This window comes from Streptomyces sp. NPDC058335 (assembly GCF_042723915.1).
GTDB lineage: Bacteria > Actinomycetota > Actinomycetes > Streptomycetales > Streptomycetaceae > Streptomyces.
Genome location: NZ_JBHXHX010000008.1, coordinates 111,909 through 130,103, shown reverse-complemented (window position 1 = coordinate 130,103; position 18,195 = coordinate 111,909). Strand labels below are relative to the sequence as shown.

The following is an 18,195-nucleotide window of genomic DNA, read 5'->3' as shown; positions in this document are numbered from 1 at the left end:
GGGCGGCCAGGCGGCCCCGGCAGATCCCGCCCGCGGTCTTCGCCGGCCACGACCGCGGAACCGGTGATGTCGGCAGCGCGCCGCCCCCGACAGTCCGTACCACCGGCGGTGGTCTCCTCGACCACATTCTCCGCCGCACCAGGACTGCCCGGCTCCGGCAGGCGACGGCCAGCAGATTGCAGCACCAGGACTGCCCGGCATCCAGCAGGCGACAGCCAGCCCATACCGGCGCTCGTCCAGCAACTCGGCGATCGGCACCGCGTCGGCGTGATCCCTACGGCACCCTCCGTCTCGCCGGGCACCGCACAACGGGTCCCGCACCTCGCGCACGACCCACGTCTTCCGTCCGGCCCTGCCTGGGGGACAGGGCACGCCCGGATCGTGTGACATCGGCCGCCTCGTCACACCTGAAGGTCTGTGCCCGCCTGGATCGATGCCAGAACTCGGTCGAGCGCCGCCCGGCCCGCGGGTCCCCATGGTTTGCCGCCGGGCAGGCCCCGGTCCCCGTTCTGGCCCATGAGGATGAGGAAGAGGCTCTTGGACACGGCCCACCCTCGTGCGCGCCGGATCATCGCGTCGTCGGTGTGCGGGTACGCGTCGAAGAACCGTGATGCCGCGCCCGCGGGAAGGAGCACCCATGCCGCCGCGAGATCGACCGCCGGATCACCGGCGCACATCTCGCCGAAGTCGATCACGCCCGAGAGCGTCCCGTCCGAGACGACGACGTTCGCCGGATGCAGGTCGCCGTGCAGCCATACCGGCGCACCCTGCCAATCGGGGGCCGCGACGGCCTCGTTCCAGACGTTCCGGACGTTCCGTAGGTCAACGGCAAGGCATCCAGCGGCGACTTCCTCGAGCATTCTTTCGAAACCGTCCGCGAGCGTCTCAAGGGCAACGCCGCGATCCGAACCGACCGGTGCCTCGGCGGGCGCCTTCACATGGAGCGCCGTGAGGAAGTCCGCCAAAGTGTCGGCCGCGCGGTCGTGGCTGATGGGGGCGCGGTCCGCTGGTTCGCCGGGAACCCAGGTCGCGATGGTCCATGGTCGCGGGAAGCGTGCGGACGGTTCACCGATGCGCAGGGGGGTCGGGACCGGCAGGGGAAGCCGCGGGGCCAGGGCCGGCAGCCACCGGTGCTCTTTGCGAAGGAGGGAGGGTGCTCGCTCCGTGCGCGGCATGCGCACCGCCAACTCGTCCCCGAGGCGCCACAGTTGGTTGTCCCATCCGCCCGCCACCTCACGCACGCCCAAGCCCGCGAGGTCAGGATGCTGCTCTCGCACCAGGGATCGCACCAAGTCGTCGTCGATCTGGAAGCTGTCCATGGCCTTACCCAACCACCAGTGGCCCCTGCCGGTACCGAAAGTGTCCGCTCGGCAGGGGCCACTGGTGGGCGTTACTACTGTTGCCGCGCGAGCCAGTCGGCGAACCTCGTCCCGGCGATGTGCGCGTCCGGGCCCGGCAGGAGGGTGGTCTCCTCCAACTGGGCACCCGAGTAAGGGGCGTGCGGGTCCGTGACGACCGTGCGCGGGTCCTTGTCGGCGGCGAGCCGCGTGCGGATCAGCTCGTCGAGCTGGAAGGCGTCGGGACCCGCGACCTCCACGATGCCGTTGAGCGGGGTTCCGACCGCGGTGCGGCCGACGGCCGCGGCCACGTCGTCGGAGTGGACGGGCTGAATCTTCGCGGGTGACAGACGCACGGTGTCGCCCTCGGTCGACATGTCAGCGAGCGCCCTGACGAACTCGAAGAACTGGGTGGCGTGGACGATGGAGTAGGGGACGCCGGAGGTCTTGATCAGCTCCTCCTGGGCCTGCTTGGCACGGAAGTAGCCGCTCTCCTGGAGGCGGTCGGTGCCGACCACGGACAGCGCCACGTGGTGCGTCACACCGGCCGCGATCTCCGCCTTGAGGAGGTTGGTCGTGGAGGTGCGGAAGAACTCCATCACCGCCTCGTCCTCGAACGAGGGGGAGTTGGACACGTCGACGACGACCGACGCGCCGTCCAGGACCTCGGCCAGGCCCTCACCCGTCAGCGTGTCGACGCCGGTGCCGGGGGCGGCCGCGACGGCCTCGTGCCCGTGCTCGCCGAGCTTGCCGACCAGCTTGGAGCCGATGAGCCCGGTGCCACCGATCACTACGATCTTCATGACGGATTTCCTCTCGGGGGTTCTCGTGGTGCGGGCGGGATGTCTTCCGCGACGAGCGGCTCACCGGCACCGCATTCGGTCTGTCCCAGAAGAGACAGGACAGCCGCCCCGGCTGTGACACGGGGCCGCGCCGGCTGTCACCACGCCATCGGCTTCATCGTCGTACCTTCGGTCGGCGACCGCCCGCCGGGCAGGCCGAACGACGGTCGTCACCGTTGGACGGAGGAGCGGCCCGGCAGGCAGTGGAGGGCGTCGGCCCGGCAGTGACGTGGGTGCTTCAGCCGTCCAGCGAGGCCACGTAGGGCGTGAGCTTGGCCGGGTTCATGATCCACATGATGCGTTCGACGCCTCTCGCCGACACGTCGACGCTCAGCAGGGCGACCGGCTGCCCCTCGGCCGAGACCAGGATGGCCGGCCTGCCGTTGGCCTCGACCCGGCGAACGTCCGTCGAGGGCCAGAAGCGGGGTGCGAAGGCGGCGAGGTACCTGGAGACGTGCGTACGCCCGACGACCGGGATCCTGGACGCCCCGCGCAGCCCCCCGCCGTCGGAGTAGCTGACCACGTCCGCGGTCAGCACCTCCTCGAGCGCCGACAGGCTGCCGGTCTGCGCCGCGGCGAGGAAGACCTCCAGCAGCCGCCGGTGAGCGTCGGGGCTGACCGGCTCCCTGCGCTCCGCCGCCAGATGCCTGCGGGCGCGACTCACCAGCTGGCGTGTATTGGCTTCACTGGTCTCCAGCATGTCCGCGATCTGCCGGTACGGGTAGTCGAAGGCTTCCCGCAGCACATAAGCGGCCCGCTCCACCGGGTTCAGCTTCTCCAGGACGAACAGCAACGCCAGGTCGAGCGCCTCCGCCCGCTCCGCACCAAGCTGCGGATCGTTGCTCGTGTCGACCGGCTCCGGGAGCCAGGGCCCGACGTACGTCTCACGCCGGACCCTCGCGGACTGGGCCAGGTTGATCGCGAGCCGGGCGGTGACCGTGGCCAGGAACGCCGCCGGCGCGTGGACGCCGGCCCGGTCGGCCTTCTGCCACCGCAGCCAGGCCTCCTGGACGATGTCCTCGGCCTCCACGGCACTGCCGAGCACGCGGTACGCGATGCCGAAGAGCTGGGGCCTCGCGGCCATGAAGTCCCTCGTCGCCTCGGCGAGAGAGTCTGCGTCATCCCCGGCTTGCATGTCACGTCCTTCCAGCGCCGGCCACCATGCTAAGCCGCCACAGCGGGCGGCACGCCACGCCACTTGGTCGAGGCGTACGAGGCCTGCCGCACAGCCGTCGACGCGGGGCGCCTCCACGCCTGGGACGGAATGCTGCCGGTCCTTGCCGCACAGCCCAACGGCCCGGCGGCCGTGGCCCGCAACGCGTCCGTGCTTCGCGTGACAGGACCGTCGGCGGAGCACGGACGACGGCCGCATCCGCCCGGCGGCCCGCGGAACCGCCCTGCCTACAGGCTGAGCGCGTCCTCCACGTCGTTCACCCACGGGGTCACGGAGTTGGTGTCGGGCGCGACGTACAGGCCGGGGGTCGTGGCATGGAGGGGGGTCTGTTCGAGATCGGACTCGGTGTTCATGGTCATCGCGATCGAACCGACCGTCCTGCCCCTGCCGTCGTCGGCGCCGCCCATGAGGCCGGCGTACGCCGACTCACCCGGCTCGAGCCTGAGCGCGTCCTCGATGCCGGGGGCAGCGCCCCGTTCCGTGGCCTGGCCGTCCAGGTCGCCGAAGGTCACGACCGGGTGGCCGAGCGCCCGGCAGGCCTTCGTGCTCTTGTTGGTGACCCTCAGCAGATAGCTGCTGGTGGTCGGTTCGGCGAGGCTCGCGGTGAACGTGACGTCGTAGGTGCTGCACGGGAAGACATCGTGGTCGGCCGGGGACCCGCCACCGGACGATGAGCTTCCGGCGGGGGACGCCGACGGCGCTGACGGAGTCGACGGTGCCGCGGACGGACTCGCGGCCGGTGTCGTGCCGGTCCCGCCCGCCGCGTCGTCCTCGGCGGGCCCGCAGGCGGTCAGTGCCAGCGCGGAAAGGGCGGTGAGGACGAGTGCGGCTCTGCGTACGGTGCTCATGGCGTGTTCCCCCGACGTGAAGCGTGATGTTCCGGACTGCTGCTCCAGAGTCCCGCGGGTTCTTCACAGTCTGGTGACAGGATCTCGCCGGAACCAACACCGTTGACGGTGGGGAGGGGTGCCGCCTCACCCACCGGCCCGGCTCAGCGTACGTACTCGATGATCTGCATCATGCCCTGGTCCTCGTGCTGGAGTTGATGGCAGTGCAGCATGGAGCGGCCCACGAAGTCCTCGGCCAGCAGCCGGAAGGTGATCGTGCCCCGGGGCGGGATGCTGATCGTGTCGTGCCAGACGGGCGTCGCCAGCGGGCGGCCGTTGACAGCGGTGACGAGGAAGTGGTTGGTGTGCAGGTGGAAGGGGTGATGGGGATGGCTGTGCGAGTCGTTGGCGACGGTCCATTCCTCCACTTCGCCCAGCCGGACGCGGTGGTTGACGTAGTCGGGCGCGAAGCGGCCCCAAGCCAGGTCGCGAGGACCGGCCGAGGCGTCGGCGTGCGGCGTCTCCCCGTCGCCCAGGATGCGGTAGGCGTTGGGGAAGTCGCCGGAGAAGACGTTGCTGAAACTACGGAAGGCCACATGCCGGCTGCGGGTGGGTGCGGGCAGGCTGGTGGGCCGTCCGGGCAGGTCGGCCGGCAGCGACATGTCGCGGGCGGGGCCGGTGACGACCAGCGTCATCAGAGGCCTGTCGACGCCGTCCGTGATCAGTTCGTAGGTGCCGGGCTCACCGCCACGGACCAGCACGTCGGCCCGTCCGCCCATGGGCAGGGCCACCGTGGACGATGCGACCGGGGCCATGAAGGTGATGCCGTCCTGGGCGATCTGGTGCATGGTGTGCCCGTCCAGCCGCAGGGAGAGCGGGGTGAGCGCTCCCGCGTGGACGACCCTCCACCGCTGGACCTCTCCCGGAGCGATGGTGAGGACGGGGTTCTTCGCACCGTTGATCAGGAAGGTGGGAGCGATGCCCTGGAAGGCGTCGTCCGACGTCAGATCCGGCACCTGTCCATGGTCCAGCCGGAGTTCGTTGACGCAGACGACGATGTCCCGGGCGGCGGCGATCTCCGGGACCTCGTCGATGTCGCCTTCCACGACGATCACGCCGGCCATGCCGTTGAGCACCTGGGTGGCGGAGGATCCGTGGTGGTGGGGGTGGTACCAGTAGGTGCCGGCGGGATGCCCGGCCGGGACGGTGAGGCTGCTGCGGTGGCTGGTGGTGTTCCCGGGCACCTCGGCGGGCTCGAAGGCGCGGAAGACGTTGTCCGCGTCGCCCGTCGGGTCCACGTGCATGCCGTGGGTGTGCAGGTTGAAGGTGTTGAAGCCGTGCGGGATGTTGATGTCATGGTGCGGCGCCGCGGTGTCGGGCGGCAGTGCGTTGACGTGCGTGATCTCGAGGCCGTCACCGGGGCGCACCCGAAATGTCGGTCCGGGGATCGCCCCTTCGTAGGTGCGTGTGCGGATGGTGCCGACTCCGGGGAGCGCCTGTTCGCTGAACCCGACGGTCAGCTGTGTGGTCAGGCTGTTCGTCCGCGGTGGTGTCCTGCGTGTCTCCGGCTCGGGGAAGACGTGGTCGTCGCGTCGGCGCGACACCGCGTGCGCACCGGGCGTCGGCGCGGTCAGGACCGCTCCGGCGGCGAGCGGAAGGCTTTTCAGTACGCCGCGTCGGGGCAGAGCGGTCACGGGGCGCCTCCTCAGGCAGCAGACAGACAGTGGACGTTTGGATCAGTGCAGCAATAAATGACCAATTGGTGTCATTTATTGCAGAAAACGATCGCAGTGTAGAGGTCAAACGATCATTGCGACAGCGCAACGCGGCCGATGCGACCCCGCATGGCTTCGGTCGCGGAACGAGAAACCGGTTGCCCGTGCGTCGACGCTCCCGTTCGGTGCACGCTGAACCGCTCCGCGCCCGAACCCCGTGTCACGGGCAGCCCGGCCCGGAGAGAAGATCGGCGCTCACTCCGCGAGCAGCGCAGACAACCGCGGTGAGTAGGTGGCGTGCAGAACGAGCGCGGCGCTGCCCACCACCGCCGCGTCCGTGCCGAGCGGTGACGCCTCGACCTGGACGACCCGGACGTGGCGTGACAGCGGGCGGCGGGCCAGCACGGCGGCGACGACATCGACGTAACGCGATTCGACGTGCTGGATGCCGTGACCGCCGAGGACGATGAGATCGACGTCGATGAAGTTGGCGATGTCGACCGCGACCGAGGCGACATGTTCCGCGGTCGCGTCGATGACCGCGGCGGCGACCGGGTCGCCCGCGGCGGCGGCGACTCGGATCGCCGCATGGTCGACCGAGGCGGGATCCTGCGCGAACGATTGCGACAGCACACTGCCCGCTGCGGGGTCGGCGGCGAGCCGCCGATGCACCTCGGCGACGATCGCCGGGGGGTTGACGAGCCGCTCCAGACAGCCCCGGTTGCCGCAGTAGCACTCCGGTCCGTCGGGCAGCACGGAGGAGTGGCCGAACTCGCCCGCGTTGAGTGAACCACCCCTGTACACCTGGTGGTTGAGGACGAGGCCGCCGCCGATGCCGGTGCCGAAGAAGAAGTAGGCGAAGTCTGCCACGCCCTTGCCGGCACCCGACCAGCGCTCGCCGACGGCGGCCGCGGTGGCGTCGTTGTCGAGGGTCACCGGCAGGCCGGTGGCCTCGCTCAGCATGCTTTGCACTGGCACATGCGTCCAGTGGGCGAGCTGGGGCGCGCCGACGATCGTCCCGTGCTTCAGGTCCATCGGTCCCGGGGTGGCGAGGCCCAGCCCGAGGACCTTGTCGCGTGCGACCCCGGCTTCCGCCAGCACCTCGGCGACCAGCTCGGCCATGGCCTTCACGACGAGTGCGGGGTCGGCTCCCGGGTCGAGGGGGCGTTTCCTGACGACGAGGGGCCGGCCGAGCAGATCGACCACGGTGCAGCTGAGTTCGACCGGGTCGAAGTGGAGTCCGACCGCGCTGCCCGCGTCCGCGTTGAGCCGCAGCGTGGTGCGGGGCTTGCCCCCGCTGGCCACGCGGCTGGCCCCGTCCTCCCGCACGATGCCCTCGTCGAGCAGGCGGCGCACGATGCCGGAGACCGTCTGCGGGGTGAGGCCCGTGTGCTGGGCGATCTCGACCCGGCTGATGCCGTCGGCGAGCTGGATCTGGTCCAGGACAACGGACCGGTTGTAGCGCCCGACCTTGGGAAGGTTCGTTCCTGCCTGCCGCACGATCGGTCCTCTCTGATTGCCCCCGACAAACATATCCTCACCGGCCCATTGACTTAGTAAAACAAATGGATTTAGTGTCCCGCCGCAGACCGACACCCCGGACACGACGGCACAGCGCGGTGCCATCGGAGGCAAGTTGATGTCCACGAAATGCCGCATGCCCGACGGCGCGGATCCGAGCGGCCGGTGTGCCCTCCGCAGCGCGGAGCCGTGCTCATGACCGCCGCCCCGACCCTGCTGGAGATGCGGTCGATCACCAAGACCTTCCCTGGCGTCAAGGCGCTCGCCGACGTCAGCCTGGCCGTTCGGGAGGGCGGGATCCACGCGATCTGCGGCGAGAACGGCGCAGGCAAGTCCACTCTGATGAAAGTGCTGAGCGGGGTGCACCCGTACGGCAGCTACACCGGCGACATCGTCTACCGGGGGCGGCAGGTCCGCTTCCACGACATCCGGGCCAGCGAGCGGGCCGGCATCGTGATCATCCATCAGGAACTGGCCCTGGTGCCGGGCATGTCGATCACCGAGAACATCTTCCTCGGCAACGAACCGCGCCGACGCGGCGCCATCGACTGGAAGGCCGCCCAGCGCCGGGCCCTGGAACTGATGGCGCGGGTCGGGCTCCAGGAGGACCCCGACACGCTGATCAAGGACATCGGCGTGGGCAAGCAGCAACTCGTGGAGATCGCCAAGGCGTTCGCCAAGGACGTGAAGCTGCTCATCCTCGACGAGCCGACCGCGGCCCTCAACGAGACCGACTCCCGGCACCTGCTCGACCTGCTGCGCGGTTTCCGGGAGCGGGGCATCACCTCGATCATCATCTCGCACAAGCTGAACGAGATCGAGGCGGTCGCCGACACCATCACGATCCTGCGCGACGGCCGCACCATCGAGAACCTCGACGTCCGGGCCGACGGCGTCAACGAGGACCGCATCGTGCGCGGCATGGTCGGCCGTGAACTCGACAGCCGCTTCCCCGACCGCACGCCGAACATCGGCGAGATCTTCTTCGAGGTCCGCGACTGGACCGTGCGGCATCCGAGTTCGGACGAACGGCTCGTGTGCAAGGGCTCCACGTTCCACGTGCGGCGCGGCGAGATCGTCGGCTTCGCCGGCCTCATGGGCGCGGGCCGCACCGAACTCGCGATGAGCCTGTTCGGCCGCTCCTACGGCACCTACCTGTCCGGCAGGGTCTTCAAGGACGGCGAGGAGATCCAGCTGAAGTCGGTGTCGGAAGCCATCCGGCACGGACTCGCCTACGTCAGCGAGGACCGCAAGTCCATCGGCCTGAACCTGCTGGACGACATCAAGACCTCGATGGTCGCCGCCAAGCTGTCGAAGATAGCCCGGCGCAGGGTCATCGACCCGGTCCGCGAACACCGGATCGCCGAGGAGTACCGGCAGAACCTGAGGATCAAGACGCCCAGCGTCGACGAGGGCGTGGTGAAGCTCTCCGGCGGCAACCAGCAGAAGGTCGTCCTGGCGAAGTGGATGTTCACCGACCCCGACCTGCTGATCCTCGACGAGCCGACACGCGGCATCGACGTGGGTGCCAAGTACGAGATCTACGGGATCGTCCAGAGGCTCGTCGGCCAGGGCAAGGGCGTCATCGTCATCTCCTCCGAGCTGCCCGAACTCATCGGACTGTGCGACCGCATCTACACCGTGTTCGAAGGCACCATCACCGGCGACGTGGAGCGCCGAGACGCCGATCCGGAACTCCTGATGAAGCAGATGACCGCTACCAAGAAGAGCGCCACCTCATGAGCCGCACGAAAGACCTGCAGAAGAACCTCTTCGGAGGCACCACCTCCAACGCCCGCCAGTTCGGCATGATCTCCACCCTGGTGGCGATCGTCGCGCTGTTCCAGATCTGGACAGGGGGACTCACCCTCACCTCCGGCAACCTCATCGCGGTCGTCAGCCAGTACTCCTACATCCTCATCCTGGCCATCGGCATGCTGATGGTGATCGTCGCCGGGCACATCGACCTGTCGGTCGGCTGGGTCGCGGCCTTCACCGGCATCGTCGTCGCCAAGGCGATGCAGGAGTACTCCCTCCCCTGGCCCCTGGGCATCGCGCTCGGCCTGCTCGTCGGCGTGGCGATCGGCGCCTGGCAGGGCTTCTGGGTCGCCTACATCGGCGTCCCGGCGTTCATCGTCACCCTCGCCGGGATGCTGCTGTTCCGCGGCGGCAACCAGTACATCGGCAACGCCGACACGGTGCCGGTGCCCGAGGGGTTCCGCGAGATCGGCGCGGGCTTCCTGCCCGAGGCGGGACCGGACACCGGCTACAACAACCTGACCCTGCTGCTCGGCGCGGCCGCCTGCGCGGGCGTCGTATGGCGCGAGTGGCGGGCGCGCCGGACCCGGCGTGAGATGCACGCCGACGTCGCGCCGGTCTGGGTCACGGCGGTACGCCTGGCGGTGATGATCGGCGTCATCGTCTTCGCGGCGCTGCGCTTCGCCGGCGGCCGGATCGGCACCAGCCTGCCGATCTCCGGCATCATCCTGATCGCCCTGGTGCTGGCGTACTCCTACTACACCCGCAACACCATCGGCGGCCGGCACATCTACGCCGTCGGAGGCAACGCCCGCGCGGCCGAGTTGTCCGGGGTGAAGCTGAAGCGGGTCAACTTCCTCGTCATGCTGAACATGTCCGTGCTGGCGGCGCTGGCCGGCATGATCTTCGTGGCCCGGTCCGCCGCCTCCGGACCCCAGGACGGTCTGAGCTGGGAACTGGACGCCATCGCGGCCGTGTTCATCGGCGGCGCGGCGGTCTCCGGCGGTCTGGGCACCGTGAGCGGCTCGATCGTCGGCGGCCTCGTCATGGCGCTGCTCAACAACGGCCTGCAACTCGAGGGCGTGGGCTCCGACATGGTGCAGATCATCAAGGGTCTGGTCCTCCTCCTCGCCGTCGCGTTCGACGTCTACAACAAGAGCCGGGGACGGTTCTCGATCATCGGACGGCTGATGCGCCCGTTCCGCCGCGACGAACCGGCCGCACCGCTCGAACCGTCGGCTGCGGCCTCCGATCCGGGCAAGGCCCCGGTCGCCGGCTGACCCACGGCCCCGCTCGCGCGCCGACGGCCCGACCACCGCCGGCACGCCCACCGGCCACGGCGCGCGCCTCACCCACCAGGCGCGCATCACCTTCCACCCACAGGCGCACCACTCTCCCGGCAACGAGCGACACCGCACGAAGGGTTCGATCCACCATGCGCAGACTCACCACCCGAGGCATCGCCGCGGTCGGCGCCGCCGCACTGCTCATCCTGGGCGCGGCATGCTCCAACGAACGCGAAGGGTCGGCCGACACCGCCGACGGCAAGGGTTTCGCGCAGGACGCCCTCGTCGGCGTAGCGCTGCCGGCCAAGACCTCGGAGAACTGGGTGCTCGCCGGCGACCTGTTCACCAGCGGCCTGAAGGAGGCGGGATTCAAGGCCGACGTGCAGTACGCGGGAGCCTCGACCACCGTCGCCGACCAGCAGGCACAGATCTCCTCCATGGTCACCAAGGGCGCGAAGGTCATCGTCGTCGGAGCGACCGACGCCTCGCAGCTCGCCACCCAGGTCGCGCAGGCCAAGCAGGCCGGCGCCACGGTCGTCGCCTACGACCGGCTCATCACCAACACCGCCGACGTCGACTACTACATCGCGTTCGACAACTTCAAGGTCGGCCGGCTCCAGGGACAGGCCCTCGTCGACGGCATGAAGGCGACGAAGCCGAAGGGGCCGTGGACGGTCGAGCTGTTCTCCGGCTCGCCGGACGACAACAACTCCAAGGTTTTCTTCGACGGTGCGATGGATGTGCTGAAGCCTTTGATCGACAAGGGCGACATCGTTGTCGGCTCCGGTCAGACGGGCATCAAGCAGACGGCGATCCAGGGCTGGAAGGCGGAGATCGCCCAACAGCGCATGGACTCGCTCCTCACCTCGACCTACGGCGGCGGCAGGACGCTCGACGGCGTCCTGTCACCGAACGACACCCTCGCCCGCGCGATCCTCACCTCGGTCAAGGGCGCCGGCAAGCCGATTCCCGTCGTCACCGGTCAGGACTCCGAGGTCGAGTCCGTGAAGTCGATCATGGCCGGTGAGCAGTACTCCACCATCAACAAGGACACCCGCAAGCTGGTTGCCGAGACCGTCGACATGGTGAAGTCCCTCCAGAAGGGCGACAAGCCGACGATCAACGACACCAAGTCGTACGACAACGGTGCCAAGGTCGTCCCGGCCTACCTCCTGCCGCCCGTCATCGTGACGAAGGCGAACGCGGCCGAGTCCTACGCCAACGACCCGAAGCTGGCGCCTCTCACCAAGTGATGACGTCGGCCACCGCGCCGACCTGCCGGTCACGGCTCCGCATCTCTGGACGCCCACGGGCGACCAGGGGCGCGGGGCCGAGAACCGTTCCGCCGGTCAGCCGCCGACGCGGGCGGCGATGGTCAGCGCACACTCCAGCGACTCCGTGCGACTCGTGTCGACCTCCAGGTCGTAGACCACGCCTTGGTGCACCACGTCCGCCTGCAATGCGGCCATGCCCCGGACGCGATCCCCTCGTGCGATCTCGCGTCCCGCGGCGACCGCGCTGTCACACCTGACCCCGACCCACAGCGCCGCCACGTCACCCAGAGCCTTCTGCCACCGCTGCTGGGACGCCGCCCCGCCGAGGAAGACCTCGTCGACGACGATCCGGGCGCCGGCCCGGACCATCGCCACGATGCCCTCGGTCCAGGCCTCCTCCAGCGCGCGGAAGTCCGCTCCGACGCTCACCCGGCCGTCCGCCGCGACCTCCAGTCCCGCGTCGGACGCCTGGAGCTTCGCGGGCAGCGCGTCGACGAACGAATCGACCCCGAAGGCCAGCCACGGATCCGGCAGCACTGCCTGGAGACACCGCACGATCCCGGTCTTCCCCGAGCTGGAGCCGCCGTTGAGAATGATCATCCGCGTCGTCGTCACCGCGCCACAGTAGGGGCGCGTCCGCCGGACACGAAACGAATTTCGGCGGGGCTCCCGCCCATGGCGCCGCTGACGGACCCCAGGAGGGCTCGCCGATTGACGGATTGACCGCCGCGGGCCATGGGCAGGGGGCTCAGCAGCACGTGACATGAGCACGCCCACCTTCCCCCACAGGAGGTCGATCATGTACTCACGCACCTACGTCCCCGTCCTCGCCGCCGGCCTCACGGCAGCCGTCACCCTTTTCGGCGGCCCGGCCCACGCGCGTGCCGGCGCCCCCGCCGATCAGCCCCTGGCGGCCCGTGTCGTCACCTACGACGCCGGAGCCTCGGCGGAGTTCAGGGCCGCCGTCGACCGGGGCGCGGCCATCTGGAACGAGAGCGTGGACAACGTCGAACTGCGCCCGGCCGCCGCCGGGCAGCGCGCCAACATCCGCGTTCTCGCCGACAACGGCTGGCCCCGGGCCCTGACCACCTCGCTCGGCAACGGAACCGTCTACATCGGACGGCAGGCCGTCAACGAGGGATACGACACCGTCCGTATCTCGGCGCACGAACTCGGCCACATCCTCGGCCTGCCGGACCGCAAGCCCGGCCCCTGCACCAGCCTGATGTCCGGTTCCAGTGCGGGCGTCCCGTGCACGAACCCGTACCCGAACGCGGCCGAGAAGGCGGAGGTCGAGGACAACTTCGGTGCCGCGCTCGCCCGCCCGAGGGCAACAGCACCGCGCCAGGTGACGACCGTGGACTGACGCTCGCCGCCCGTGGTGGGCGGCCGAAGCTCTGGAGTTCCTCAAGACGCGCTTCGCCCACCGACCTTCCGGGGCATGGCCCTCCTACGAGTACCGGCAGGAGACGACACGGGGGTCGAGCGCAGTGGAATATGTCGTGATCGGGGGGATCGTGCTCGTCGTGATCCTCATCGCGGGCTCACGTGCTGGCCGAGGCGGAGGCGGGTCGCGGGGTCGGTCCGGGGGCGGTGACGGGGGTGGTCACGCGGGCGGAGGCGGTTGGTCGTGCGGGGGTGGATCGTCCTGTGGCGGTGGATCGTCCTGCGGGGGCGGTGGCGGAGGTGACTGACCGCTACAGCCCGTATTGCCCCGAACGCCCCACGTCACCTGCCCTCCATTGGCTGACAACAGGTCACGATGGAGAAGTTTTTGAGCGACAACTGCGGATTGCGGGGCCATTCGTGGGGTAGAACGGGTCTGGGACGCAGTCCATGATCATGGACGGCACCCGCACCCATTCCAGCCGGCGTCCGCCGGCGAGAACGAAGGACACAGCAGTATGGCCAGCGGCACCGTGAAGTGGTTCAACGCCGAAAAGGGCTTCGGATTCATCGCCCAGGACGGCGGCGGCCCCGATGTCTTCGCGCACTACTCCAACATCTCCGGCAACGGCTACCGTGAGCTGGTGGAGGGAGAGGCGGTCACCTTCGACGTGACCCAGGGACAGAAGGGCCCCCAGGCGGAGAACATCGTCCGCGGCTGACCCCCTGATTCCAGCCCGCCCGGATCGCCGTGTAGAGTGGCAGAACCGACGCGGGGTGGAGCAGCTCGGTAGCTCGCTGGGCTCATAACCCAGAGGTCGCAGGTTCAAATCCTGTCCCCGCTACAAAAAGAAGGGGCCCGGCGTAAGCCGGGCCCCTTTCGTATGGGCGCGGACGGACCTCCGGCGAGGTGGCACGCCTGGCGTGGGGCGGGTGGCCCGTGCCGCCCGGCCTTCGTGCGCGTCACCTCGCCGACGACCGCCCGTGTTCAGCTACCTCAGCGCGTCTCCTGTGCGTACGGCGCGATGGTGATCCGGTCGATCAGCGGTGTGTAGCGAGAGCGGAGCGGCACTCCGGGGAAGGTGTCCGAGGCGTAGGTCGTGCCGTCGAAGTTCGGCAGTTCCTCGGAGCGGAAGGTGATCGTGTTCTGTCCCTTCTTCAGCTGGACGGGGACGGTCAGCTCCCAGAAGTTGTTCTGGTGGAAGCTGTGCGGGAAGCTGACGCGCCGTGTCTCACCGCCGTTGACGCCGATGTCGGCGTGGCGGGCGAGCGGGTCGGGGTTGTAGTGGGTGGCCTCGGCCTGCTCGGGGTTGGCGTAGCGGATGCGGAGCGCGTACAGGCCGGTCCGGTCGGCGGTGACCGTGAACGTGGCGGTGTTGCCGTTGCCGGGTTCGCCGCCGATGCCGGTGATCGCCGTGCCGGCGGTGGCCAGGGAGAGCGGGACCGGCGTGGCCGTCCCCGCGAGCTCGGCGTCGCCGGCCTCGTACGTCCGCGTCTTGAGCGTGCCCTCGGTGGGGGTGACGGTGAGGCGGTCGACGAGGGTGGTGGACGAACCTCCGGTGACCGTCACCTTGTTGATGCCGCCCGAGAGGGAGACCGCCGCGCTGTTCCTGCCCTTGGCCAGGCGCAGGACGTCGTGCCCGTTGACGGAGAGGCGGGCGCCCGTGCCGCCGAGGGTGTCGACCTTGAGGGTGGCCTCGCGGTCGGCGGGGGAGTAGACCCAGAAAGTGGCGCTCTGGTGCTTCTTCAGCTGGACGGCGCCCGAGCCGGTGGCGGGGGTTCCGGCCTGCTTCGGCAGCTTGTAGACGGGCAGTGCTCCGCCGGCCGGCCAGGCCAGCTCACCCTCGTACACCTGGGTGCCGGCCGAAGCCTCGGGAAGGGTGAGGGTGAGGCGGTCGACGATGGCGTCGCCCTTCGTGACGCGCTTGCCGTCGGCACTCCTCGCGGCGAGGGTGAGGGTGTGCTTGCCCTTCGTGAGCTGGACCTCGGTGTCGGTGTGGTCCCAGACGACCCACTTGTAGCCGAGCGGAAGGTACAGCTCCTGCTCGCTGTCCGCCTTGCCGTCGACGCGGAGGAAGACGTTGGTGGGGCCCTGCTCCTTGACCTTGTCGAAGGTGTTGAGGGAGTTGGCGAAGACGCTGAGGTCGTAGGTGCCGTCCTGGGGCACGTCCACGGTGACGTCGAGGGTGACGTCGGAGCCGGTGCGCAGGCCGCCCACGTCGTACCCGCCGGAGGTGTAGAACTTCGACACGTCGCGGGGTGAACCCTCCGGGCCGTTCCTGGAGTAGCCGGACCCGGTGTGGGCGGCGTCCTCCGCCTCGTACGAGGCCTGCCAGCGCACGGGCGGGGACTGCGTGCCCGTCGCCTTGCCGGCCGGGCTGAGGACGATCTCGTAGGCGGAGGACTCCTTCAGCTGCGGCAGTGTGCCGTCGCCGAAGTCGACGGAGACCGTGCCGTCGTCGGCGACCTCCAGGTTCTGCTCCGTGAGCAGTTTCGGGCCGGACGAGTCGCCCAGCTGTCCGCTCCAGTCGATCTCCCGCACCCAGGCGTGCACGCGGTCCCCGAAGAGTTCCTTGGGGATGTCGGCGAAGGTGATGTGTCCCTTGCCGGTGGAGCCGCCGAAGATCAGCCGGGCCTGCTTCTTCTGCTCGTCGAGTGTGGCGACGCCCTGCATGGTGTAGTTCTCGCCGGGGAACGGCGGGGTCACCTTCACCGTGTGGCCGCTCATCGAGGCGTACGAGTTGAGGAGCCACCACTGGCCGTTGCCGCGGTTCGACTGCACCGCGGAGTCGGAGAGGTTGCCGTCGATGTTCCAGTACGCGATGTCGGCGTCCACCTTGGACTCCTCGATCGCGGACACCCACTGGATCATCTGACCGGGGACGGAGGTGTGGTAGTTGAAGGCGTACTCGTTGATGTTGACGGGGAGTCGGGTGCCCTCCCGGTCGGTGCCCTTGAACAGTTCCTTCTCCCAGGCCCGGTACTTGGCGACGCCGGCGCGCACCGCCTCCGGGTGGCTCAGCTCGTGCCAGGTGATGACGTCCGGGAGGGTGCCGGCGGCCAAGGCGTGCGTGAGGAAGCCCTTCACCTGGTCGTAGAGGACGCTGGTGTTGGGCCCGGCGATGCGGGCGTCCGGCATCTTCGACCTGATGAGCTTGTACGCGTCGTCCCAGGCGGCGAAGTAGTCGTCCGGGTCGACGAGCCAGCTGACCTTGTCGTAGCTCCACTCGCCGGTGCCGAACATGTTGCCCTCGGGCTCGTTGAACGGCACGAACACGATGTTGTCCTGGTACTGCTCGGGCAGTCGCAGGACCTGGTCCACCTGCTTCGCGATCTTCTCCTTGTAGAGCCTGAGCTTCTCCTCGGGCGTGCCGCCCGGCCACTGGTACGGGAAGCCGCGGTGGATGTCGGTCATGTAGATGTACACGTCACCGTCGGTGGAGTCGGCCAGCGGCTTGACCACCTCCAGCGCGTCGGCACCCGGGTGCTGCGGGCCGTCCTGCGCCTTCGTGGAGACCGTGCGCAGGCCCATGCCCTCGATGAGGTTGTTGGTGGGGACGTCCGGTCCGTACACGCCGTAGAGGGTGCCGGAGGCGCCGCCGTGGAAAGCGCCGGTGTCCGAGCCGAGGTCGACGGTGAGCTGCCCCTCGCGGACCACGGTGACGGTCGCCTGCACCGCACGCCCGGCCGCCGTTCCGGCCACCGTGAACGTGCCGGGCGCGGCGTACTTGTCGGACGGTACGGCGTCCCAGGCGACCGGCGTGTCCCGGTCGTAGCCGTCGGAGAAGGAAGAGCGGACGGCGGCGGGGAGGGACGGGGCGGTTCCCGTCGTCGTACGGACCTCGAAGGACGTCCGCGAGAGCTGCTGGAGTGTGGGAACGCTGCCGACCGTGCCGGCCACCTGCGCGGGGCTGAGCGCCGAGTGCCACACGGTGAAGTCGTCGATCGCCCCCTTGAACAGCGGGTCCGGCCAGAAGGACTTTCCGAGGTAACCGGCGGACGTGGCCGAACCGTCCAGCAGATCCTTCGCCTTGACGTCGGTCTCCGCGGAGGACACCGCCACCCCGTCCACGTACGTGGTGACCCGGCCGGCCGAGCTGTCGAGGGTGACGGCGACGGTCCGCCACTGGTCCGCGGGGAGCGGCCCGTACCCGGAGACCTGGGCCTCCGCACCCCCGCCGCCGGTGGTCACGGCGGTGCGCAGCCGCCCGTCGTTGTCGTACGGGGTGGTGAAGAGGTACTTCGTGTTGTCGGTCCCCAGGTCGAAGACGCGCTGCCAGGGGGACCTGTCGCCGCTCCACCTCACGCGGGCCGAGACGGTCAGGTCGGTTGCCTCGCCGAGTACTTCGCGGGGCAGGCGGACGTACGCGCCGTTCGAGGTGGGCGCTCCGCCGGGCAGGGCGAGCGCCTTGCCTCCGTCGGTGCCCGCGACCGACTGGGCGGTGTCGCCGTTCACCAGGCTCGCCGTCAGGCCGTTGCCGGAGCTGTCGGTGATCCGGCCCGAGGCGAGGTCGTCCTGGTCGAAGGTGTAGCGCGCGGCGGGCTGGGGTGCGTCGGCCGCCTGCGCGGGGACGGCCGGTGCGGCCAGCACCCCCGCGCCGAGAGTCAGTGCCACGGCGGCCGCGGCACGGCGCCGTGCGGATCTGTGAGCGGATGGCATGGATTACGTCCTCATCCTCGGGGAGCGGTTCCGGTCCTGCCCGCCCCTCTGTCCCGGCCGGCCGGACCGGCGCCGGGGCGAGCACGGCGGCCGGGACGGCAGTCGCCCGCGGTCACCGGCCTTCAGCGCACAGGGGCTCCACGGGTTCCGTACCGCTCGCGTGGCGGAGGAGGAACCGAGTCGAACCGGTTCGGCGAAGCTAGCACCGGGGAAACCGGCCAGCAATCCCCCGGACACCCGAAACCTTTGGCGTGCCCGCCGGGTTGCAGGCTCTTTGCGGAAAACGCGGTCCGAAGTGTTGACAGCCGTCTGGCTTGTTCCTACCTTCACTTCACGCGAACCGGTTCGACAACCGATAGTCGCCTCCTTCTCTCTCAGTCCCGTACGACCGGCGGACGGTTCCTTTCGAGGAGTC

Annotated in this window: 13 protein-coding genes and 1 tRNA gene; 6 read left to right on the top strand and 8 right to left on the bottom strand. The window is 69.5% G+C overall.

Going from position 1 to position 18,195, the window contains the following annotated elements:
* Positions 1-401: 401 nt before the first annotated feature.
* The 6 genes from ACFWJX_RS17345 to ACFWJX_RS17320 all read right to left on the bottom strand — a co-directional run bounded on the left by ACFWJX_RS17345 (position 402) and on the right by ACFWJX_RS17320 (position 7,395).
* Positions 402-1,319 carry an aminoglycoside phosphotransferase family protein gene (locus ACFWJX_RS17345; RefSeq protein ID WP_383243279.1) on the bottom strand — a complete coding sequence of 306 codons (918 nt, stop codon included), beginning with the start codon at positions 1,317-1,319 and terminating at the stop codon, positions 402-404.
* A gap of 74 nt (positions 1,320-1,393) precedes the next feature.
* Positions 1,394-2,140: an SDR family oxidoreductase gene (locus ACFWJX_RS17340; RefSeq protein ID WP_383243276.1), complete on the bottom strand. Its 747-nt coding sequence runs from the start codon at positions 2,138-2,140 to the stop codon at positions 1,394-1,396.
* A 277-nt stretch (positions 2,141-2,417) separates the two neighbouring features.
* Positions 2,418-3,314, bottom strand: a complete 897-nt coding sequence (locus tag ACFWJX_RS17335) for an RNA polymerase sigma-70 factor (protein WP_383243273.1) — start codon at positions 3,312-3,314, stop codon at positions 2,418-2,420.
* Positions 3,315-3,580: 266 nt separating this feature from the next.
* A complete protein-coding gene (locus ACFWJX_RS17330) occupies positions 3,581-4,201 on the bottom strand; it encodes a DUF4232 domain-containing protein (protein ID WP_383243271.1) in 621 nt (206 codons plus the stop codon).
* Between the two features lie 143 nt (positions 4,202-4,344).
* A complete protein-coding gene (locus ACFWJX_RS17325) occupies positions 4,345-5,874 on the bottom strand; it encodes a multicopper oxidase family protein (protein WP_383243268.1) in 1,530 nt (509 codons plus the stop codon).
* 276 nt (positions 5,875-6,150) lie between these two features.
* The gene (locus tag ACFWJX_RS17320) at positions 6,151-7,395 is read right to left on the bottom strand and encodes an ROK family transcriptional regulator (protein WP_383243265.1); all 1,245 of its coding nucleotides are present in this window, start codon (positions 7,393-7,395) and stop codon (positions 6,151-6,153) included.
* A gap of 216 nt (positions 7,396-7,611) precedes the next feature.
* On the opposite strand from ACFWJX_RS17320, the gene mmsA reads away from it, so the two are divergent.
* The 3 genes from mmsA to ACFWJX_RS17305 all read left to right on the top strand — a co-directional run bounded on the left by mmsA (position 7,612) and on the right by ACFWJX_RS17305 (position 11,713).
* The gene (mmsA, locus tag ACFWJX_RS17315) at positions 7,612-9,159 is read left to right on the top strand and encodes a multiple monosaccharide ABC transporter ATP-binding protein (RefSeq protein ID WP_383243263.1); all 1,548 of its coding nucleotides are present in this window, start codon (positions 7,612-7,614) and stop codon (positions 9,157-9,159) included.
* Positions 9,156-10,454 carry a multiple monosaccharide ABC transporter permease gene (gene mmsB, locus ACFWJX_RS17310; protein WP_383243260.1) on the top strand — a complete coding sequence of 433 codons (1,299 nt, stop codon included), beginning with the start codon at positions 9,156-9,158 and terminating at the stop codon, positions 10,452-10,454. The genes mmsA and mmsB overlap by 4 nt, the downstream gene beginning before the upstream one ends.
* A 155-nt stretch (positions 10,455-10,609) precedes the next feature.
* Complete coding sequence (locus ACFWJX_RS17305) at positions 10,610-11,713, top strand: substrate-binding domain-containing protein (RefSeq protein WP_383243258.1); 1,104 nt, start codon at positions 10,610-10,612, stop codon at positions 11,711-11,713.
* 96 nt (positions 11,714-11,809) lie between these two features.
* On the opposite strand, the gene cpt is transcribed toward ACFWJX_RS17305, so the two are convergent.
* A complete protein-coding gene (gene cpt, locus ACFWJX_RS17300; protein ID WP_383244010.1) occupies positions 11,810-12,334 on the bottom strand; it encodes a chloramphenicol phosphotransferase CPT in 525 nt (174 codons plus the stop codon).
* Between the two features lie 199 nt (positions 12,335-12,533).
* Between cpt and ACFWJX_RS17295 the strand changes: the two genes are divergently transcribed.
* The 3 genes from ACFWJX_RS17295 to ACFWJX_RS17285 all read left to right on the top strand — a co-directional run bounded on the left by ACFWJX_RS17295 (position 12,534) and on the right by ACFWJX_RS17285 (position 13,965).
* The gene (locus tag ACFWJX_RS17295; protein WP_383243256.1) at positions 12,534-13,100 is read left to right on the top strand and encodes a snapalysin family zinc-dependent metalloprotease; all 567 of its coding nucleotides are present in this window, start codon (positions 12,534-12,536) and stop codon (positions 13,098-13,100) included.
* Positions 13,101-13,638: 538 nt separating this feature from the next.
* Positions 13,639-13,842, top strand: a complete 204-nt coding sequence (locus tag ACFWJX_RS17290; protein ID WP_073499692.1) for a cold-shock protein — start codon at positions 13,639-13,641, stop codon at positions 13,840-13,842.
* Positions 13,843-13,891: 49 nt separating this feature from the next.
* Positions 13,892-13,965, top strand: a tRNA-Met gene (locus ACFWJX_RS17285).
* Between the two features lie 152 nt (positions 13,966-14,117).
* Here ACFWJX_RS17285 and ACFWJX_RS17280 read toward each other — a convergent pair.
* Entirely contained in the window at positions 14,118-17,735 is a 3,618-nt protein-coding gene (locus tag ACFWJX_RS17280; protein WP_383243253.1) for a LamG-like jellyroll fold domain-containing protein, read from the bottom strand.
* Positions 17,736-18,195: the final 460 nt, after the last annotated feature.

Coding starts and splice junctions, on each gene's coding strand:
- ACFWJX_RS17345 (WP_383243279.1), bottom strand. CDS start 1,319: ATGGACAGCTTCCAGATCGACGACGACTTGGTGCGATCCCTGGTGCGA.
- ACFWJX_RS17340 (WP_383243276.1), bottom strand. CDS start 2,140: ATGAAGATCGTAGTGATCGGTGGCACCGGGCTCATCGGCTCCAAGCTG.
- ACFWJX_RS17335 (WP_383243273.1), bottom strand. CDS start 3,314: ATGCAAGCCGGGGATGACGCAGACTCTCTCGCCGAGGCGACGAGGGAC.
- ACFWJX_RS17330 (WP_383243271.1), bottom strand. CDS start 4,201: ATGAGCACCGTACGCAGAGCCGCACTCGTCCTCACCGCCCTTTCCGCG.
- mmsA (WP_383243263.1), top strand. CDS start 7,612: ATGACCGCCGCCCCGACCCTGCTGGAGATGCGGTCGATCACCAAGACC.
- mmsB (WP_383243260.1), top strand. CDS start 9,156: ATGAGCCGCACGAAAGACCTGCAGAAGAACCTCTTCGGAGGCACCACC.
- ACFWJX_RS17305 (WP_383243258.1), top strand. CDS start 10,610: ATGCGCAGACTCACCACCCGAGGCATCGCCGCGGTCGGCGCCGCCGCA.
- cpt (WP_383244010.1), bottom strand. CDS start 12,334: ATGATCATTCTCAACGGCGGCTCCAGCTCGGGGAAGACCGGGATCGTG.
- ACFWJX_RS17295 (WP_383243256.1), top strand. CDS start 12,534: ATGTACTCACGCACCTACGTCCCCGTCCTCGCCGCCGGCCTCACGGCA.
- ACFWJX_RS17290 (WP_073499692.1), top strand. CDS start 13,639: ATGGCCAGCGGCACCGTGAAGTGGTTCAACGCCGAAAAGGGCTTCGGA.